The following is a 17,184-nucleotide window of genomic DNA, read 5'->3' on the forward strand; positions in this document are numbered from 1 at the left end:
GAGAGGAATTGTGATATGCGATGAAGGATACTCTTGCCAATGAACTGATAACCAGCTGGTTGTCATTGACCCATATACAAATGAATGTAGCAAATGAGTTAGAAACCAAACTTCAGGAAAAATACCAATTGTCTCTAAAAGAATTCTATCTGCTGCTGTTTCTCTCCGAAGCCCCGGAGAAGAAGCTGAAGCTGCAGCAATTGGAGTCGATGGTCGGGTTAAGCCAGAGCGCCGTCTCCAGACTGGTCAGCCGTTTCGAAGCCAAAGGCTGCAACGCGCTCCAAAGAAAGACCTGTGATGATGACCGCAGAAGCATCTATACCTCGCTTACTGCCATAGGGCAAGACAAGCTGGACCGGGCCCGGGTGACCGTTAACGAGGTTCTGGCCCAGTCGTTCCCTGACACCAGGGTGCAGGAACTGCTGGAGCAGTTGCTGCGTCTGAAACAGCAATGATGGCGTAAGCCTGGCTTCCTGAACGACCCGCTGCCTCATCCCAGAGGCGGCGGTTTTTTTGGGGTGAAAAGAACCCATTCCGCCCGCGGCGCATACAACGTACAAAAAGGAACTGTGAGGTGCTCTCATGCTCTTTTCGCTTATGCAGCTGATCGGCGGTGTCATTCTTTCCCTCGGCTGGCTACCGCAAATCATCCAAATTCTCAAGACAAAATCGGTTGCGGACTTAAACCTGAAGTCCTACTTATTGATGCTGCTGGGGATTGGTTTAATGGAGGCTTATGCTGTCAACTTGGTGTTGACGGGCGTGGGACTTGCTTTTTTCATCACAAACACCATGTCTTTAACAGTAGTATCGGCTGTCGTTATTCTGATCCTGCGGTTTCAGCCCCGGCTCAGAAAATAATCCGCACTGCCGTACCCTTGCCCACCTCAGAGGAAATTTCCACCTCATGCCCCAGCTTGCTGCAGATCTGCTTCACCAAATAGAGGCCCATCCCCGTGGATTCCTGAAAGCTGCGGCCGTTCACACCGGTAAAATAAGCATCGAAGACACGCGGTAAATCCCCCGGCGGGATGCCGACTCCTTCGTCGCGGACTTCCAGCACCGCCCTGCCCTTCTCCTGAAGATATCCGCGAAAATGAACTACACGCCTCTCTTCTATCGTATAGCGCAAGGCATTGGTTATCAGCTGTGTCAGCACAAACGTCAGCCATTTCTCGTCAGAGGTGATGGTTATGCCGCTGTCCATCGCTATCGCCGGAAACACCCGTTTGCGGATGAACAGCCGTTTTTGTTCTGAGGTCACACCGCGCACGATGTCCGCCAGCTCCAGCTGCTCTACATAGAAATCATGCTCGAACGTATCCAGTCTTGCGGTATAGAGCACCGTATCCAGCCCTTTTTTCAGCCGGTCCAGCTCATCGCCAATGGCCGTAAACGGGGGACCGTCTTTATCCTGAATAATCAAGTGTATCACCGAGAGCGGAGTCTTCATAGCGTGCACCCACTGGTTGATGAAATGAATATGCTCCTCCAGCTTGTGGCGGTAGCTGTGCAAATCATTCTGGTAGAGCCGGAACTGCTGTGCCAGCAGCTTGCGCAGGCTTTCCGCGAGCGGAGAGCCCTGTGCGGGCCCTCCCGATTCATCCAGCGATGAAGGCAGGCTCTCCAGCCGCTCATAGAATGACCGGTTGGAGAAATAACGGTACGCCAGATAGGCCAGCAGCAAAAAGGTGCTGAGCAGCCCGGCGTACAGACTGACATTCACACCGCTTCCTCCGTCCAGCCGGTACACCAGGGTAATGATCATAAGCTGGGCAAGGTAGATCACGATTAACGGCGTCTGTTCCCGCAAAAATAGCTTCACGTCATTTCCCCCCAGTTGTCGCTTAACCGGTACCCTTGCCCGCGTACGGTCTGCAGCCCGTCCTGAATACCCATCGCCGCCAGCTTTTTGCGCACACGGGTGACATAGACATTCAGCGTATTGTCATCAACAAACGCCTGGTCATCCCAGATTTTCTCCAGCAGCCGGTCGCGGGTCACGATGGTGCCTGTTTTTTTCATCAGCTCGTCGAGAATTTTCGCTTCCGTATGGCTGAGGTCGACTTTGGCATTGCCGCGCGACAGCACCAGACGTTCCACATCCAGCGTCAACCCTGACACCGCCAGACTGCGCTCGTTCGCTCCCACAGCATAGGAGCCGTAAGCGCGGCGCAGATGGCTTTTGATTTTGGCCATGGCAATTTCATAATCAAACGGCTTCGTAATGTAATCATCCGCTCCGTTCTCCAGCGCCATCACCTGATCCATTTTGCCGTCGCGGGCGGAGATGAAAAGAATCGGACAGGTCGAGATTCCGCGGATCTGGCGGCACCAGTAATAACCGTCAAATTTAGGCAGATTAACATCCAGCAGTACGAGATGCGGCGCATACTGCTCAAACTCGGTCCGAACCGCTTCAAAATCGTTCACCGCCTGTGTTCCATAGCCGAACCTATGTAAATATTCCTGGAGCAGCGCCACCAGCCCCCGGTCATCCTCAATGATAAATATTTTGAACATATCAGGCCTCCGGTTTATGCCCTAGTGAAGCTAAGGGGTTTGCCCAATAATATATACAGTCACTGCAGGCTAGTCAAATATAGGTTATAATTTTCAGTCAAAGGAGCTGATGAGAGGCATGATAGATTATGGTCAGGATCTTTTCAAAGGATCGGCAGGTTATTACGCGAAGTATCGTCCGCTCTATCCTTCCGGGCTGGTGAGATTCCTTGTGAACCGCTTTGGGCTGGACGGGGAAGGCGAACTGCTGGATTTGGGCTGTGGAACCGGGCAGCTTGCCTTGCGTTTTGCCGATTGGGTTCAGCGCGTGACCGGACTCGACTACGAACAGGAAATGATCAATGAGGCAATGCGGATCAGCAAGGAAATGAGAGCGCTTAATACGGAATGGGTTGCGGGAAAAGCGGAAGAATATTTGGCTCTGGCCACATTTCCCGTGTACCGTCTGGTCACTATAGCCAAGGCTTTTCACTGGATGGACAGGGACCTGGTGCTCGAACTGCTCTACAACCGGGTTGCTCCGGGAGGCGGGGTCGCTATTGTGGATCAATATAAGCCTGATCAAGCGCCCCTGCCTTGGCAGAACGAAGTGGACCGGATCGTGCGCAAATGGTATGGCGAGGAGCGGAAGGCTGGCAATACGACCTATTCTCATCCGCTCAAAAGTCACACGGATATCGTAGCCGGATCCAGCTTCCGCCTTGAAACTCACCGGCTGCCAATGTATGAATATCAGTGGACTATAGAAGCCATACTGGGGAATCTGTATTCCACCTCCTTTGGTTCGAAGCGGTTTCTCGGCGACCGGGCACCTCTATTCGAGAGAGAGCTGGAAGAGAGGTTATTGCTTCTTGACCCCAAAGGAGTCTTTACTGAAGGGATACATACTAATATTATTCTGGCCGTAAAATAACACAAACAGCCGCCTTCCCGGGTAATCCGGTGAAGACGGCTGTTTCTCTAATCACGCTGTACCCGCGAAGTGGAAAAGCTGCAATTCTAATTCTTGTCTCTGGCAATCCTATCTGCCATCCAGCAGATTGCCAAGGCCCCCAAGGACGCTTCCTTCTTCCTTGCGGCCGGTGTTGCCGGCTGCCGACAGAATGCGGTCCGCCATCCGGCTGAACGGCAGCGACTGTACCCATACCTTGCCCGGCCCGCGCAGGGTAGCAAAGAACAATCCTTCCCCGCCAAACAGCGCGGTCTTAACACCTTTGACAAATTCGATATCATAATCTACAGACGAAGTCATGGCCACAAGACAGCCGGTGTCGATCTTGATTGTCTCTCCAGGCTGCAGCGTCCGTTCCAGCACATAGCCCCCGGAATGGACGAAGGAGAGTCCGTCTCCCTCCAGCTTTTGCATAATGAATCCTTCACCGCCGAAGAAGCCTGCGCCCAGCTTGCGCTGGAATTCAATTCCCACCGAAACACCCTTCGCTGCACAGAGGAACGCGTCCTTCTGGCAGATGATTTTACCATGGTATTGCTGAAGATCAAGCGGGATAATCTTGCCCGGGTATGGAGCCGCAAAGGTAACACTCTTCCGGCCATAACCCCCGCTGTGCGTGAAGATCGTCATAAACAGGCTTTCTCCGGTCAACAGGCGTTTGCCTGCACCCATCAGCTTGCCTACCAGACCATTTGTCCGTCCAGATCCTGATCCGTCGCCAAAGATCGTCTCCATCGTAACCTCCGGGTCCATCATCATGAAACTCCCAGCTTCAGCGATTACGCTCTCTCCGGGATCAAGCTGCACCTCCACACACTGTATTTCCTCGCCCATAATGACATAATCAATTTCGTGAGCACTCATCCTTGTTATCCCCCCAAAGTTTTTGTAATCCTATGTTTTTGAATGAGATATATACGCGCTCCCTCCAGCAGCGGTTTCAGCATTCTGTTAAATATTGCAGGGTATGGACAGCAGACGGTCACGCGTCTCCATATAAGCATGGTCCCAGCCCATTTTTGCGTAAAACCTCATAGCATCCAGCCCTTTAAAATAGCGGGCACCTGTTAAGCGCTCCTCAAAATGGGCAACCGGTGCTCCCAGTTCTTCATAATGCCTGTGGATAACCTGTGCCATATCCACACCGGGTATCATTGCATGCATTGAGGCCACATCAATCATGAAATCCCCGTATATGCTGTTGCTGTCGATAATTCCGGTAATCCGGCGGCCGTCTGTGAGTATGTTCCACTCATGGCAATCATTATGGACAAAATGGCGGTGCGGCGCGTTATATTTGCTGTATGCAAGCAACCGGGCGTAGCACTCGTCAAATACATCCTTTTCCAGACAACTGCTGGTGAACAGCTCATGCCAATTCTCCCAGAAGCCTTCCTGCTGCTCCTGCCCGTAAAAAGAGCGGATGAACTCCTCCCAGCTGGCATAGATGCCATTCCCTTCATTGTTCAAGAAACCATACCCTGAAGAGCTGCTGTCCAGCTTCACCCCGTTCATCCCGGTAATGACTTGAACCAGCTCGGGAAGCAGTGCAGCCCTCTGCTCTGCTTGCAGGTCTGCCAGATTATGCCCTGTCACGCACTCCGAGATACAATAGCTGTAAGCCTTATGTAGCCCCAGCCCCAATACTCTCGGAAAAGGGACTCCCTGTGAGGTGAGCAGATTTGCAATATAGGACTCGGTTTGGAAGGCATCCTCCATTGCACTGAACCTAATAACATACTCGCGTTCCTCAGCCTTGAATGAAAAGACAGTGCTGAGATTCCCGCCTTCCATCGCATTGATATTCTCGGCCTGCATTCCCCGGTCATTTCTGACAATCCTTTCGATTTCCTCTGCAGTGACGTTTGGTTTAACTCTGTTCATTACTCATCATCTCCCTTTGAATTGGTAAAATAAAGCCCAGTCTGCCTCCTCCAGGGCACAGCAAAAAGCCGTGAATGAACATTGTTCATCCACGGCTTTACGCAAACGGTGCCCGGCAATAGAGAGACCTCTATCGCGGCAATGGATACGGCAGCTTGAGACTAGACTATAGTTCATAACAAAAGAAACATGAGCTGCGGCCATGCGGAATAATCCCTCAGTACTCCGGGAATACCTGTGCCTGGTCAGTTCATGCGTTATTCAGTTAATGGATTAACCGATTTCTTTTGTCAGGAATATAGTCATCATCAAAGCGCTGATCCCACCGTTCTTTTATTTGTTTCCATTATATAACACAATTCCCCGACATCAACTTTTTTAATTGTTTTTTACCGGAAGGCGGTTAACTTCGCCACACAAACAAGAGGCCAGCCGGGTAAGTTCCCGTTGGCCTCTCATAATGATCCCCATGACATGGGGCTAACTTTGCCCTATTCACATTACCGTACCATCCTGCGGCTTCACGCGTGCAGGCTGGATCTTCGGCGCCTTGCTCAGCTTCGGTCTGCCCAAGGACGTGGTAAAGGTGATCACATAGCCGGCTACAACCACGGCCATCACCGTATACAAGGTTTCCTTGAGAGGCATATAGAAGAGTGACAACGCCAAAACAATTACATCCATCAGGATGAATACCGTACCCACTTTAATTCCTTTCCATTCACTGATCAGCAGGGACAAAATATCGTCTCCACCGCTCGCCCCGCCGCCGCGCAGGACCATTCCCGCTCCTAGACCTGTCAGTACACCGGACAACAACGCCGCAAGCGGCAAGTTATCCTGCAAGTCGATGACCCATCCGGAATAGCGTTCCATCAAACCATAGAATACCGTGAAGGCTCCTACGGAGATGAAGGTGTTCACCACGAACGATTTTCCTTTGAATATCATTGCGATTATGAGTACTGGAATGTCTAAGATTAGCGTAGATAGTGAAGGTGAAATTCCTAATACGTATTTGCCGAGCAGTGCCAGGCCTACAAACCCGCCCTCGGTCAAATGATTCTGATAATTGATGTGATAATAAGTAAATGCAAGTAACAATGTTCCGGATAAAATAATAATGAGTCGTAGCGGCAACCTCATGCCACTGTCTTGTTTCTTCATACAGGTCTCCCCTTATCGTAAATGGCGGCTTATACGTCCCGCCAGCCTCTACGAGGGGTAAAACCAGAAGAGTTCTTCCTTCGCATACAATACTCCCTTCCCACGCAGAGGCGGCTTCGTCAATTAACAACGGTTCGCGCACATTCTACAGGGAAGCTAAGTATAAGACAGATCATAACGTTTCCAAATCGTCCTTTGGGGAATCGTCCTTCGGGGACACATGGTATCCTGATCCTTTCTTTAGTTTGATATGTTCTGTTTAGATTATACCACGCAAAGGAGTCACTCTAAACAGTTTTCCAATAAAAAGCATGAATTAGCCCGGATTTCGCAGCAGACGGTTCACCGTCTCCCGCCGGACGCCGATCAATTGCCCAATTTCTTCCTGTGTCAGCAGGTCTGTCAGCTGTGCTCCATATGAGTACTCATTCAGCCAGCGGGTCAGCAGCTCCATCCGCTCCCCCGGCGATCCGACAGTAAGGTGGTCAATGCGTGTCTGCATAAAACGAACCTTCTCCTGGAGCAGCAAAGCGATTTCCATCACTTTATCCGGCTCCTCGCGCAGCTCGCGGTACCATTCCGCAGCCGGAATGACCTCCACCTCGCTTCTCATCATCGCCACCGCCGTTCCATGCGCCTCCTTTGGCGAAATGAGGGAATGATGGGGAACCGTCTCACCGGGATACAACAGGTTGAACAGCACCATGTTCCCGTTCTCATGCAGCCTTGTCACCTTAAACAGCCCGCTCTTTACCTTGTACAGATTTTGGCAGCTGTCTCCCTGGCGGAACAAAGCCTCCCCTTTGTGCAGAATCATCTCGCTCGCTCCTTTATCTTCTCGTTAAGTATATTTGTAATTATACAGAAATACGCCTGCAAAATGCAGGTCGTTCAGGCAAAAAAAACTGCGGGACTCAGAGTTGAATTCTGAATCCCGCAGTACGGATGTTGTACTGTCTTAATTAGCCTTAATCGGCTTCTTCCAAAGTCCCAGCGTCAGGCCGGAGATAACAGCTCCGATAAGAACCGCCAGAATGAACAGCAGAGCGTTGCTGGACAGAGCGGCTACAAAAATTCCGCCGTGCGGAGCCGGGACGTTGATGTTCCACAGCTGTGTAAGTCCGCCAGCTACAGCTGAACCAATAATACAGCTGGTCAGGACACGCAACGGATCGGCTGCGGCGAAGGGAATAGCTCCTTCGGTAATGAATGACAAGCCGAGCACATAATTCGTTACACCTGACTTGCGTTCCGTTTCTGTGAACTTGTTCTTAAAGAATGTGGTTGCCAGCGCAATGGCCAGCGGAGGAACCATCCCTCCCGCCATAACGGCAGCCATCATTAGTCCGTTAGTGTTGCCGCTGGACGTAAATACTCCAATGGCAAAAGTGTAAGCTGCTTTATTGAAGGGACCGCCCATATCAATCGCCATCATTCCACCGAGAATAATTCCCAAAATGATCATATTGCTGGTGCCCAGACTGTTGAGACCATTGATAAGTCCTTCATTGATCCAGCTGAATACCGGATCAAACAGGTAGAACATAATGCCGCCGGTAATGAGCAGACTGAATACCGGATAGAGCAGTATCGGCTTCAAGCCGTCCAGAGTTTTGGGCAGACCGGCGAAAACCTTGCGCAGCAGGATGACCACATACCCTGCCAGGAAACCTGCGGCAAGTCCGCCAAGGAATCCGGCATTGGAGTTCAAGGCCATATAACCGCCGACCATTCCGGGCATGAGTGCCGGGCGGTCGCCAATGCTGAGTGCGATAAATCCGGCGAGAATCGGAATCAGGAAATGGAAGGCACCATCTCCCCCGCCGATCGTCTGCAGCAGCTTCACAAGCGGATTATCTACACCTGCCACCTGCTCGAACAGGAAGGAGATCGCCAGCAGAATCCCCCCGCCGACTACGAATGGCAGCATATGTGAAATGCCGTTCATCAGGTCTTTATAGATCTTGCTACCGATGCTGGAGGAGTTCCCTGCTGGGGCATCCCCGCTGCTGCGGCCTTCACTGCGGTATATCGGCGCATCTCCATTCATTGCTTTGGTGATCAGCTCTTCGGGTTTGCGGATACCGTCGCTTACCGGTCTTTGCAGCACCGGCTTGCCGGAGAACCGGGCCATCTCCACATTTTTGTCGGCAGCGATGATAACACCGCTGGCCCGGCGGATTTCGTCCTCGGTCAGCACATTCTGTGCCCCTTCAGAACCGTTTGTCTCTACACGGATGTTGACGCCCATTTCCAGGGCCTTTTTCTTTAATGCATCCTCAGCCATAAAGGTATGGGCGATTCCTGTAGGGCACGCCGTAACCGCAACGACGAAGCTTGAAGAAGCCGGGTTGCCTGTAATTACGCGTTCAGGAGCCTGCTTTACGCTTTCGGATTCATTGTCCTTTTCCTTGGCCTTGGCCTCCTGCTCTGCCTGTTTGGCATCGAACAAAGCGGATACTTCATCCGGGGTGGAAGCTTTCATCAGCGCCTCGATGAATTCGCTTTCAATGAGCAACCTGGACAATGAAGCCAGTGTACGCAGGTGCATATTTCCAGCACCCTCCGGCGCGGCAATCATAAAGAACAGCTGTGCCGGCTCTTCATCGAGTGAGGCAAAATCAACGCCCGCTGCGCTTTTGGCAAACACTACCGTTGCCTCGTTGACGGCCCGGGTTTTGGCGTGTGGCATTGCAATGCCTCCGCCAATGCCGGTGCTGGATTGAGCTTCACGAAGTAAGATCATTTCTTTAAACTGCACGGGATCATTAATGCGCCCGCTGCCTGCAAGACTGGCGATCAGTTCGTCGATCGCCGCTTCCTTGGTCGTGGCCTTGAGGTCCATAATCATCGTTTCTTTTATCATCAAGTCTGTAATTTTCATTTATTTCAACTCCCCTTTTTTTCTTAAACTGCCCGTTTACAACTGCGAAATTTCGATCAAGGGCTTGAGCTGCTCAATAAGTTCTCTGTCCGCCAGATCATCGGAGAATGCGGTTGCGCTGCCGGAAGCTACTCCTGCACGGAATGCCTGCAATACATCTCCTGTCAAGGACAATGTGCCAACAAAACCAGCAATCATAGAGTCCCCCGCACCTACCGAATTCTTCACCTTGCCTGCCGGCGCGTTGGCGCGGAACAGGCTATTCTCTGAAATGAACAGAGCCCCCTCTCCAGCCATGGAGACCAGCACATGCTTCGCCCCGAGCTCCAGCAGCTTACGCCCGTAGGTAATAAGATCTTCCTTGCTGCTGATTTGAACCCCGAACAACTCTGCCAGCTCATGATGATTCGGCTTAACAAGCAGCGGTCCCAGAGGCAATGCCTGTTGCAATGCTTGTCCGGTCGTATCAATAACAAATTCAGCCCCGTGCTGCTTGCATACGCCTATCAGCCTGTTATAGAAATCCTCACCCAGCGAAGGAGGAATGCTTCCGGACATTATAACGATGTCACCCGCCTGCAAAGTAGCAAGCTTCTGAAGCAGCGCCTCAGCTTCGTTATCACGGATCACCGGACCCGCTCCGTTAATCTCCGTCTCCTCTCCGGCTTTGAGCTTGATGTTAATCCGGGTATCATCCGAGACGGATACGAAATCACTGGCAATGCCTTCTTCATGCAGCCAATCTTCAATATAACGGCCGGTAAAGCCCCCAAGAAAGCCAATTGCCTTGTTCTGGACGTTCAACTGGTTCAGAACACGCGAGACGTTGATCCCTTTACCGCCCGGCAGCTTCAAATCACGTTTCATCCGGTTCAGGCTGCCAAGCTTTACCTGGTCAACTTCCACGATATAGTCAATGGAAGGGTTAAGTGTCACTGTATAAATCATGATTATCCCTCATTATTGTGGTTTTCTAGTTTTCAAACTAATGTATAGTCCATATCCATCATTTCAAGCTCACGGATAAAGCTCTCCGGCGTTTCCGAGTCCAGAATGCAATGATCAATTTCCTGCAGATCCGCCACCTTGCAAAAGGATACCTGCCCGACCTTGCTATGATCGGCCAGCAGGATGACCTGCTTGGCAACGGAGATCATTTTGCGTTTGGTGGCGGCTTCCAGCATATTCGGTGTGGTAATGCCTTCATGCACATCCAGCCCGTTCGTACCGAGAAACGCCTTATCCACCCGAACCATCTCCAGTGACCGCTCCGTCATCGGTCCCACAAAAGCGAGTGTATCCGGACGAAGCATACCGCCTGTGATGGATACTTCGATATTACGGCACTCCTTCAGCTCGTTTAGCGCCATGATAGAGTTAGTAATGACCTTAAGATTAGAGAAGGATTTCAGCTCCCTGGCAATCTGCAGGGTTGTTGTTCCTCCGTCAAGCAGGATTGCATCGCCGTCCTGAATCATCTCCACCGCTTTGCGGGCGATCCGCAGCTTCTCCTCCAGGAACCGGTCTTCCTTGTCCTGAAAGACCGCTTCAAAGTTGACGCTCTGCAGGGAGACCGCCCCGCCATGCGTCCGTTTCAGCAGCCGTGCTTCCTCCAGCTCTTTAAGATCACGGCGGACCGTCGATTCGGATACGCCAAGCTGCTGGCTAAGCTCCTGCACCGAGCCCCTCGTGTGCTTCTCGACAAACTGCACGATGCTACGTTTTCTTTCCTCTTCAAACAGCATGACGGTTCACTCCTTAACGGAACAGCGTTACCTTCCGGCTTCTTTAGGATCTGAATTAACAATAATCCTTATACTCCATATTTTGATCGAATAGATTCCACTGCTCGATTTTGATTGAAATTGACTGTTTGTGATTACTTTTGCTTATTTATGATAATAACAGCGTTTTCATCATCTGTAAAGCTCCTTTTTCTTGATCATATCTGCTCAAAGCCGGCTGTCTGAAATATCCTCCCGAACGCCTATTTCATCTGCCCGGGGTGTTACATATTTTATAATACATATGGGGAAAAGCGGGTGAACAGAAAATGGCCAATAACAAAAACAACTTTGGATATCGCAACCGCATGGGTGTCAGCAATCTGAATAATAATCCCGGCGCCAGCAATCCGGTAGAATCCGCGGAGCTAAGCGCTGAAGATTATGAAATTATCGCTGCCGGTCTGACCGCTTTGGGAGAAGTATTCGCATTTTTGGCCCTCGTCAAAGCGAAGCAAGTGACCAAGGAAACCGGAGGCCAGGTAAATATCGACCCGCTTTTATTCATACAATCCAGAAAAAAAAAAGCGGCCCGACGGAAATCCCGTCCACCGCGTTAAAGCTTAATCCATGGCAATAAGTTCTTTCGCATTAGGCAGACCCAAGCGGTATGGCCTGATGCTTTTCAAATATGGCGTTTATCTCCCCGCGAGGTTCTTCATTCTTAAGTGTGACAATCACAATAATATGCTCGAGGTCAGCATGTTTGGCATAGGCCTCAGCATCCTCCTTTGGGATTCCGATGCTAATCAGGCTGACGGCAAGACCGTCGATATCCAGATCAGCTCCAGCCAGCTTCTTCGCTGCAGGCCCCGCTGCCACCGCCGTATCGGACAACATATCCAGCCCTACCCCCAGGCCTCTCGCTGTTCCGAACAAGCCTGCATTGCCTTCCCCGGCTTCGGGCTTGCCAATCCCTGTATCGTGGCTGATGACCTCCAGCGTATTTTTCTCCTTCGTCACAACCGATATCTGCTTCGCTTTGACTCCGAGCTCCTGCACCGCCTCTATCGCCAGTATCGCATCGCTCCGGTGCCCGAATATTCCTACAACCAGCATAGTCATATGACATCCCTCCTGTTTAAGCGATATTAACCGCCACCTTTGCGGCTTGAACCGGCCGGCCGGTTGTCCTGGTTCCGGATAAACTTGAATCAAACTCTCGTATATCGGTTATAAAGATAGAATCGGGTTTAGATTTACCGCGATTTTAATGTACTATTAGTATATTGGTAGATCTACCAATGATCCTGATGCTGATACATACAGGCATTATTTAGAATGAAGGGGAGGCTGCTATGCTACAAAGCAAGTATTTTCGAACATGCCTAGCCATTATCGCCTTTCTGACGATTCTGTATCTGGGCTCCAAAGTTATTTTTCTGTTCACTCCTGTGGTGGCAATCCTGAATCTGCTGCTTGTGCCGATGATGCTGTCCGGATTCATGTATTACCTGCTGCGGCCGCTGGTCTCATTCCTGGAGCGCCATAAACTGGGACGCGGATTATCCATCCTGCTGATCTATCTTGTCGCTGTGGGACTATTCATCCTGTTCTGGGTGCTGGTCTGGCCGACACTTCGTGAACAGATTCAGAACTTTATTGACAACACCCCTTACCTGGTTCAGGGAATGCAGGATCAGTTCAACAAGCTGCAGAATGATCCTTCATTGTCAAGATTCTTCAAAGGGGATACCGACGTGGCCGCCCGGCTCTCAGGATATTTGAACGATGGGATTACCTGGGTCACCAATTCGATGACCAATCTTATCGGTGTCATTTCAAGCATTGTAGTGGTCATCGCCACTTTGCCGATTATTCTTTATTACATGCTGAAGGACGGACACAAGCTGTCCCCTATTCTGCAGAGCCTGATTCCGAAAAAGTACCGCAAGGAAGGCCAGGAAATGCTGAAGGATATCGACAGCGCACTCAGCGGTTTTATCGTGACCCGGGTACTGCTCAATGTTGTGCTGGGAATTATGCTCTATATCGGCTTTCTGATTATTGGATTGCCCTATTCGCTCCTGCTCGCCGTAATTTCCATACCGCTTAATTTCATTCCTTATGTCGGTTCTCTGCTGGCGGCAATCCCGGTAGTCATTGTGGGATTCATTGATTCGCCATCCATGGCGATTTGGTCTTTGGTCATTATTGTGGTCGCCCAGCAAATTCAAGATAATGTGCTTTCTCCGATTATTTACGGCAAGTCGCTGGATGTTCACCCGCTCACGACGGTACTCCTTGTGCTGATCGGCGGAGATTTCTTCGGCATCATCGGTGTGCTGATTGCTCTTCCCGTGTATATGATTATCAAAATCATATTCCTGCGAATCTATGAGATTATCATCGCGGAACGTGTTGAAGAGGTTGAGGTCATCAAGGAAGAACAGCTATAGCAGCTGTTGGTTAGGCTAACTTCTCATATAGGCCCCTGAAACAAAACAAAAAACAGCTGCGCCATCCTTAATCGGGAGGGTGCAGCCGTTTTTTGTTTTGTCTTGCTCAGCCCCGCAGGGAGCGGACGACAAAGATGTGTGTGCCTTTCATCAGATTCTGCCCGTCCACCAGGGTAACCGAACCTTTGGTATGCGAAGCTATAGTTGTATTAAAAGCAATCAGCTGATCACCTTTCCACACGGTTACTGCTGATTTAAAATAAACTGCGTTATCGAACTGCTGGCGCTCTCTCATGACATATCCAACGGAATGAAGAACCGGGGGCAAGGCTCTCTCTTTGGGAGCCAGAGCCTTAATGAACACAATGTCACGAAAAGGTACAGCAATTTCCTGATGGCCGATCACGGCCACCGAAGCGGCTGGATCCCATTTGCGCAGAACGCCCTTCATAATGGTGTAGGGCTCTTCCCCGCAATACATAATGACCGGTCTGCCAACCCAATGCTTCATTGCTCCACCCCCTTCGCTGTGTCCGTGCTACCTATACATTCGGTATGGACCAATCTATTCCTCTAAGATCATGTGACTCCAGATACTGATTGGCTCTGGAGAAGGGGCGGCTGCCCAGAAAGCCGCGATGTGCCGAGAACGGACTCGGATGCGGTGACTGAATCACCATATGCCGGTCCCGGTCGATATAAGCCCCTTTTTGCTGAGCATGGCTTCCCCACAGAATAAATACCATCGGCTCCGTCCGTTCATTCAGCTTCTCCATGATGGCGTCAGTGAAAGTCTCCCAGCCTAGTCCCTTATGTGAATTGGGCTGGCCTTCGCGCACAGTCAGCACTGCGTTCAGCATGAGGACACCCTCTTCGGCCCAGTGCAGCAGTGAGCCGTGGTTCGGAACCGGCAGCCCGGTATCCGTATGGAGCTCCGCATAAATATTGCGCAGCGAGGGCGGAATACGCACCCCGGGCTTCACTGAGAAGCTTAACCCGTGAGCTTGTCCCGCACCATGATAAGGATCCTGTCCCAGAATAACCACCCGGGTCTTGCTGTAAGGTGTCAGCTTGAGCGCCGAGAACAACAGCTCTTTAGGCGGATAAACTGTATGTTGTTTATATTCACCCGCAAGCGTGTAGCGCAGTTCCTGAAAGTAGGACTTTGTTGTTTCCTCCTGCAATACCTCATCCCAATCGTTGCCGAACATCCCCGTTCTCCTTCCGGTCTTTCACGTAATCATTATTCATTACCTGTTATTACCCATAATATAAGGCTGGCTTACGCACTCCAGTGGCAGGGCAGCTCTAAAGCTGGGTTGCCAGGGCTATTTCCGCCCGTAATCCGCTTTGATCTCGCCCCACTCTTTGGTCTGCCATTTCAGCAGCTTGTTGTCATAAGTATTGCTCTGCAGCCACCGCTCGGCGCGGTCAATCAGTATCCAAATCTCCTCTGTAGAGGCATCTCTAGGCAGAGTCGTGGCCACCTTTTTCTGCTTGACCCATTTCATCGCGTTCACAGAATCACTGTAAACCGTCCTGCTGCTGCCCTCTTTCTTCAGCAGGGCCAGCGCATGAACAATTGCCAGAAATTCTCCCAGATTATTCGTACCTTTCTTAATGGGTCCGCAGCTGAATATAATGTCGCCGGTCTGAGTGTCCACACCCTTGTATTCTACCGGTCCCGGATTGCCCCGTGTGCCGACATCAACGGATATGCTGTCATAGTCTATCTCTGCCGAGGTTTCTACACTAGCGCTCCGTCCCCGTGAGGCAGCCGGTTTCCCCTTTGTGCTACCGGAAGCAGATGAGGATGCCCCCGTTCCCCAATTCCCCTTCCAGCCAGCTTTGTACGCTGCGTCTGCGGCAGCTCTGGATTCATAGGACTTGTATTTTGCTCCGGTGTAATGATCCGTCTGTGCTTGGCATTCTGCCCATGTACCATACACTCCCGGCTGTTTGCCTTCCCATACTACATAAAATTTCTGCTTAGCCATGGTACAGACCTTCCTTCGCGTAAAAATTCATCAGAAGAATATTGTAATCCAAACTGCGGCCATATTGAAGCCAAATTATATTCAGAGCCTGTTGCCGCTCAAAAATCTGCGGATATTTGACCCGGCACAAGCTCATACTATACGAGAAGTTTAATCGAGCACCACAAGCGTAGTATCTATAATCCCTTGTAGTTTGTCTACATCCCTGGTTGTTTTGACCATTACCCGCAGTCCTACCAGCGCGTTGTGCAGATATGCCGCCAGATCCGCCGCCGGACGGCGTCTGGAGATTTCACCGCTTGCCTGGCCATCCAGCAGCAATTTCTCAATAAGCTGCTCTGTATCCATGAACGCTTCATTCACTCTGGCTGCTGCCTCGGGATCATGATAGGACAGCTCAACCGCAGTGTTCACAAGCAGGCAGCCCTTCGGGTCCATTTCTGCCATCTGAAGAATCAGTTCAAACAGTTGACGAATTGCCCCTTTTGCTGAGGCCGCTTCCTTCACCTGTTCTTCCATCTTGGCTGAGGTATTCTGCACATACCGGTCTATAGCTTTCATATATAAAGTATGCTTGTCGCCAAAAGTATCATACATGCTGCGCTTATGAATTCCCATTCCGGTCACCAGGTCCTGCATGGAGGTTTTCTCATAGCCCTGCTGCCAGAAAACAATCATGGCTTTACCGAGTACATTGTCGATATCGAACTCTTTGCTTCTTGCCATCATCATACTCCTCTCTGGGTCGATTTTACCATTTATAGAACGATCGGTAAATATAATGTAGGAAATGTGAATTCCATCGCAATATTTCCGCACTAATCATTCTACATTAATTTTGAAAGAACATACCACAAAGTCTCACACACCATAAGGAGGTTCTTTAGATGGGAAAGATTGCAGGCCTGGCCGCAGTATTCGCTTTGACCCTACTCGTAGGATGCGGTAACTCGAACAACAATAATGCCGCAAATCCAAATACGTCCGCAAACGGCAATACCAATGTTACGGAAACCACTGACGCTGTTACCTCAGCATCCGTAGTTAACAATGGAGAGGATTTCAAAAAAGCGATCAGCAAAGACGGAACCTGGATTGCAGCAACCTTGAATGACCTTACGTTCACCGAAGACCTCGTTGTGGACGGCCAGTTCATCAACAAGGAAGAACCGGCGCGCAAAATCGCCCTCTATACCCAGGATGCGGAGCACAACATCACTAACTCGTTCATACTGACTGCTCCCAAAATCACCATTAAGAGTGAAAATGCCCGGATTCAGGGCGGTACTTTTGTCGGGGACGTTTATGTGGAGGCGGACGGCTTCAGCGTTGTGAATGCCACCATCAAGGGCAACGTCTATTTCGCGAATGCTCAATATCAATCCACCTTCGACTCATCAGATCAGGGCATTGTATCCGGCGTCACAGAAGTGAAGAAATAAACCGTGGGGAGCTTGATTGCCGGCAATCACGATATCCGCAGCCTTGCTGAATACTCTCTCTGGCGGACTGCGGAGTTATGTCGTCGGAATGGCCGGCAATATAACGGACTAATTTCCGTCCGATCGCAGGGGGTGTCCCAAAAGCCGTGAAA

General features: G+C 50.6%; 20 protein-coding genes. 6 read left to right on the plus strand and 14 right to left on the minus strand.

Annotated features, from left to right (window positions below; translation table 11 throughout):
* The first annotated feature begins 20 nt into the window (after window positions 1-20).
* Window positions 21-455: a MarR family winged helix-turn-helix transcriptional regulator gene (locus ACAN56_RS04760; RefSeq protein WP_379140792.1), complete on the plus strand. Its 435-nt coding sequence runs from the start codon at window positions 21-23 to the stop codon at window positions 453-455.
* Window positions 456-582: 127 nt separating this feature from the next.
* Window positions 583-861, plus strand: coding sequence for a PQ-loop domain-containing transporter (locus tag ACAN56_RS04765; RefSeq protein WP_342436390.1), 279 nt, complete (start codon window positions 583-585; stop codon window positions 859-861).
* Here ACAN56_RS04765 and ACAN56_RS04770 read toward each other — a convergent pair.
* Both ACAN56_RS04770 and ACAN56_RS04775 read right to left on the minus strand, forming a co-directional pair.
* Window positions 851-1,825, minus strand: coding sequence for a sensor histidine kinase (locus ACAN56_RS04770; RefSeq protein ID WP_379140795.1), 975 nt, complete (start codon window positions 1,823-1,825; stop codon window positions 851-853). The two genes, ACAN56_RS04765 and ACAN56_RS04770, sit on opposite strands and share 11 nt — an antisense overlap.
* Window positions 1,822-2,523, minus strand: coding sequence for a response regulator transcription factor (locus tag ACAN56_RS04775; RefSeq protein WP_379140797.1), 702 nt, complete (start codon window positions 2,521-2,523; stop codon window positions 1,822-1,824). The genes ACAN56_RS04770 and ACAN56_RS04775 overlap by 4 nt, the downstream gene beginning before the upstream one ends.
* Window positions 2,524-2,641: 118 nt before the next feature.
* On the opposite strand from ACAN56_RS04775, the gene ACAN56_RS04780 reads away from it, so the two are divergent.
* Window positions 2,642-3,436 (plus strand): class I SAM-dependent methyltransferase, encoded by a 795-nt coding sequence (locus ACAN56_RS04780; protein WP_038595018.1) that lies wholly within the window; start codon window positions 2,642-2,644, stop codon window positions 3,434-3,436.
* Between the two features lie 108 nt (window positions 3,437-3,544).
* On the opposite strand, the gene ACAN56_RS04785 is transcribed toward ACAN56_RS04780, so the two are convergent.
* The 7 genes from ACAN56_RS04785 to ACAN56_RS04815 all read right to left on the minus strand — a co-directional run bounded on the left by ACAN56_RS04785 (window position 3,545) and on the right by ACAN56_RS04815 (window position 11,155).
* Window positions 3,545-4,339 (minus strand): TIGR00266 family protein, encoded by a 795-nt coding sequence (locus ACAN56_RS04785; protein WP_379140799.1) that lies wholly within the window; start codon window positions 4,337-4,339, stop codon window positions 3,545-3,547.
* An 87-nt stretch (window positions 4,340-4,426) separates the two neighbouring features.
* A complete protein-coding gene (locus ACAN56_RS04790) occupies window positions 4,427-5,359 on the minus strand; it encodes a phosphotransferase family protein (protein ID WP_379140801.1) in 933 nt (310 codons plus the stop codon).
* Window positions 5,360-5,854: 495 nt separating this feature from the next.
* The gene (locus tag ACAN56_RS04795; protein ID WP_038595024.1) at window positions 5,855-6,526 is read right to left on the minus strand and encodes a YitT family protein; all 672 of its coding nucleotides are present in this window, start codon (window positions 6,524-6,526) and stop codon (window positions 5,855-5,857) included.
* Window positions 6,527-6,842: 316 nt separating this feature from the next.
* Window positions 6,843-7,343, minus strand: coding sequence for a Crp/Fnr family transcriptional regulator (locus tag ACAN56_RS04800; RefSeq protein WP_038595026.1), 501 nt, complete (start codon window positions 7,341-7,343; stop codon window positions 6,843-6,845).
* Between the two features lie 141 nt (window positions 7,344-7,484).
* The gene (locus tag ACAN56_RS04805) at window positions 7,485-9,410 is read right to left on the minus strand and encodes a PTS fructose transporter subunit IIABC (RefSeq protein WP_038595028.1); all 1,926 of its coding nucleotides are present in this window, start codon (window positions 9,408-9,410) and stop codon (window positions 7,485-7,487) included.
* Between the two features lie 36 nt (window positions 9,411-9,446).
* Window positions 9,447-10,358, minus strand: coding sequence for a 1-phosphofructokinase (gene pfkB / locus ACAN56_RS04810; RefSeq protein ID WP_038595030.1), 912 nt, complete (start codon window positions 10,356-10,358; stop codon window positions 9,447-9,449).
* 32 nt (window positions 10,359-10,390) lie between these two features.
* Complete coding sequence (locus ACAN56_RS04815; protein ID WP_038595031.1) at window positions 10,391-11,155, minus strand: DeoR/GlpR family DNA-binding transcription regulator; 765 nt, start codon at window positions 11,153-11,155, stop codon at window positions 10,391-10,393.
* A gap of 308 nt (window positions 11,156-11,463) precedes the next feature.
* Between ACAN56_RS04815 and ACAN56_RS04820 the strand changes: the two genes are divergently transcribed.
* On the plus strand, window positions 11,464-11,754 hold the full coding sequence (locus ACAN56_RS04820; protein ID WP_038595033.1) for a hypothetical protein: 291 nt from the start codon (window positions 11,464-11,466) through the stop codon (window positions 11,752-11,754).
* Window positions 11,755-11,785: 31 nt separating this feature from the next.
* Here ACAN56_RS04820 and ACAN56_RS04825 read toward each other — a convergent pair whose 3' ends face one another.
* The gene (locus ACAN56_RS04825) at window positions 11,786-12,259 is read right to left on the minus strand and encodes a general stress protein (protein ID WP_038595035.1); all 474 of its coding nucleotides are present in this window, start codon (window positions 12,257-12,259) and stop codon (window positions 11,786-11,788) included.
* 233 nt (window positions 12,260-12,492) lie between these two features.
* Between ACAN56_RS04825 and ACAN56_RS04830 the strand changes: the two genes are divergently transcribed.
* Window positions 12,493-13,593: an AI-2E family transporter gene (locus ACAN56_RS04830; protein ID WP_038595037.1), complete on the plus strand. Its 1,101-nt coding sequence runs from the start codon at window positions 12,493-12,495 to the stop codon at window positions 13,591-13,593.
* A gap of 106 nt (window positions 13,594-13,699) precedes the next feature.
* Here the strand turns inward: ACAN56_RS04830 and ACAN56_RS04835 are convergent, their stop codons facing one another.
* From ACAN56_RS04835 to ACAN56_RS04850, 4 genes are all read right to left on the minus strand, one after another.
* On the minus strand, window positions 13,700-14,104 hold the full coding sequence (locus ACAN56_RS04835) for a hypothetical protein (RefSeq protein ID WP_038595039.1): 405 nt from the start codon (window positions 14,102-14,104) through the stop codon (window positions 13,700-13,702).
* A gap of 31 nt (window positions 14,105-14,135) precedes the next feature.
* A complete protein-coding gene (gene ung, locus ACAN56_RS04840) occupies window positions 14,136-14,804 on the minus strand; it encodes a uracil-DNA glycosylase (RefSeq protein ID WP_379140808.1) in 669 nt (222 codons plus the stop codon).
* 117 nt (window positions 14,805-14,921) lie between these two features.
* Window positions 14,922-15,590 (minus strand): ribonuclease H, encoded by a 669-nt coding sequence (rnhA, locus tag ACAN56_RS04845; protein WP_038595043.1) that lies wholly within the window; start codon window positions 15,588-15,590, stop codon window positions 14,922-14,924.
* Between the two features lie 150 nt (window positions 15,591-15,740).
* On the minus strand, window positions 15,741-16,316 hold the full coding sequence (locus ACAN56_RS04850) for a TetR/AcrR family transcriptional regulator (protein WP_379140811.1): 576 nt from the start codon (window positions 16,314-16,316) through the stop codon (window positions 15,741-15,743).
* Between the two features lie 161 nt (window positions 16,317-16,477).
* Here ACAN56_RS04850 and ACAN56_RS04855 point away from each other — a divergent pair, with 161 nt between their 5' ends.
* On the plus strand, window positions 16,478-17,032 hold the full coding sequence (locus ACAN56_RS04855; RefSeq protein ID WP_038595047.1) for a hypothetical protein: 555 nt from the start codon (window positions 16,478-16,480) through the stop codon (window positions 17,030-17,032).
* Window positions 17,033-17,184: the final 152 nt, after the last annotated feature.

The organism is Paenibacillus paludis, from assembly GCF_042610515.1.
Taxonomy (GTDB): Bacteria; Bacillota; Bacilli; order Paenibacillales; family Paenibacillaceae; genus Paenibacillus_AQ.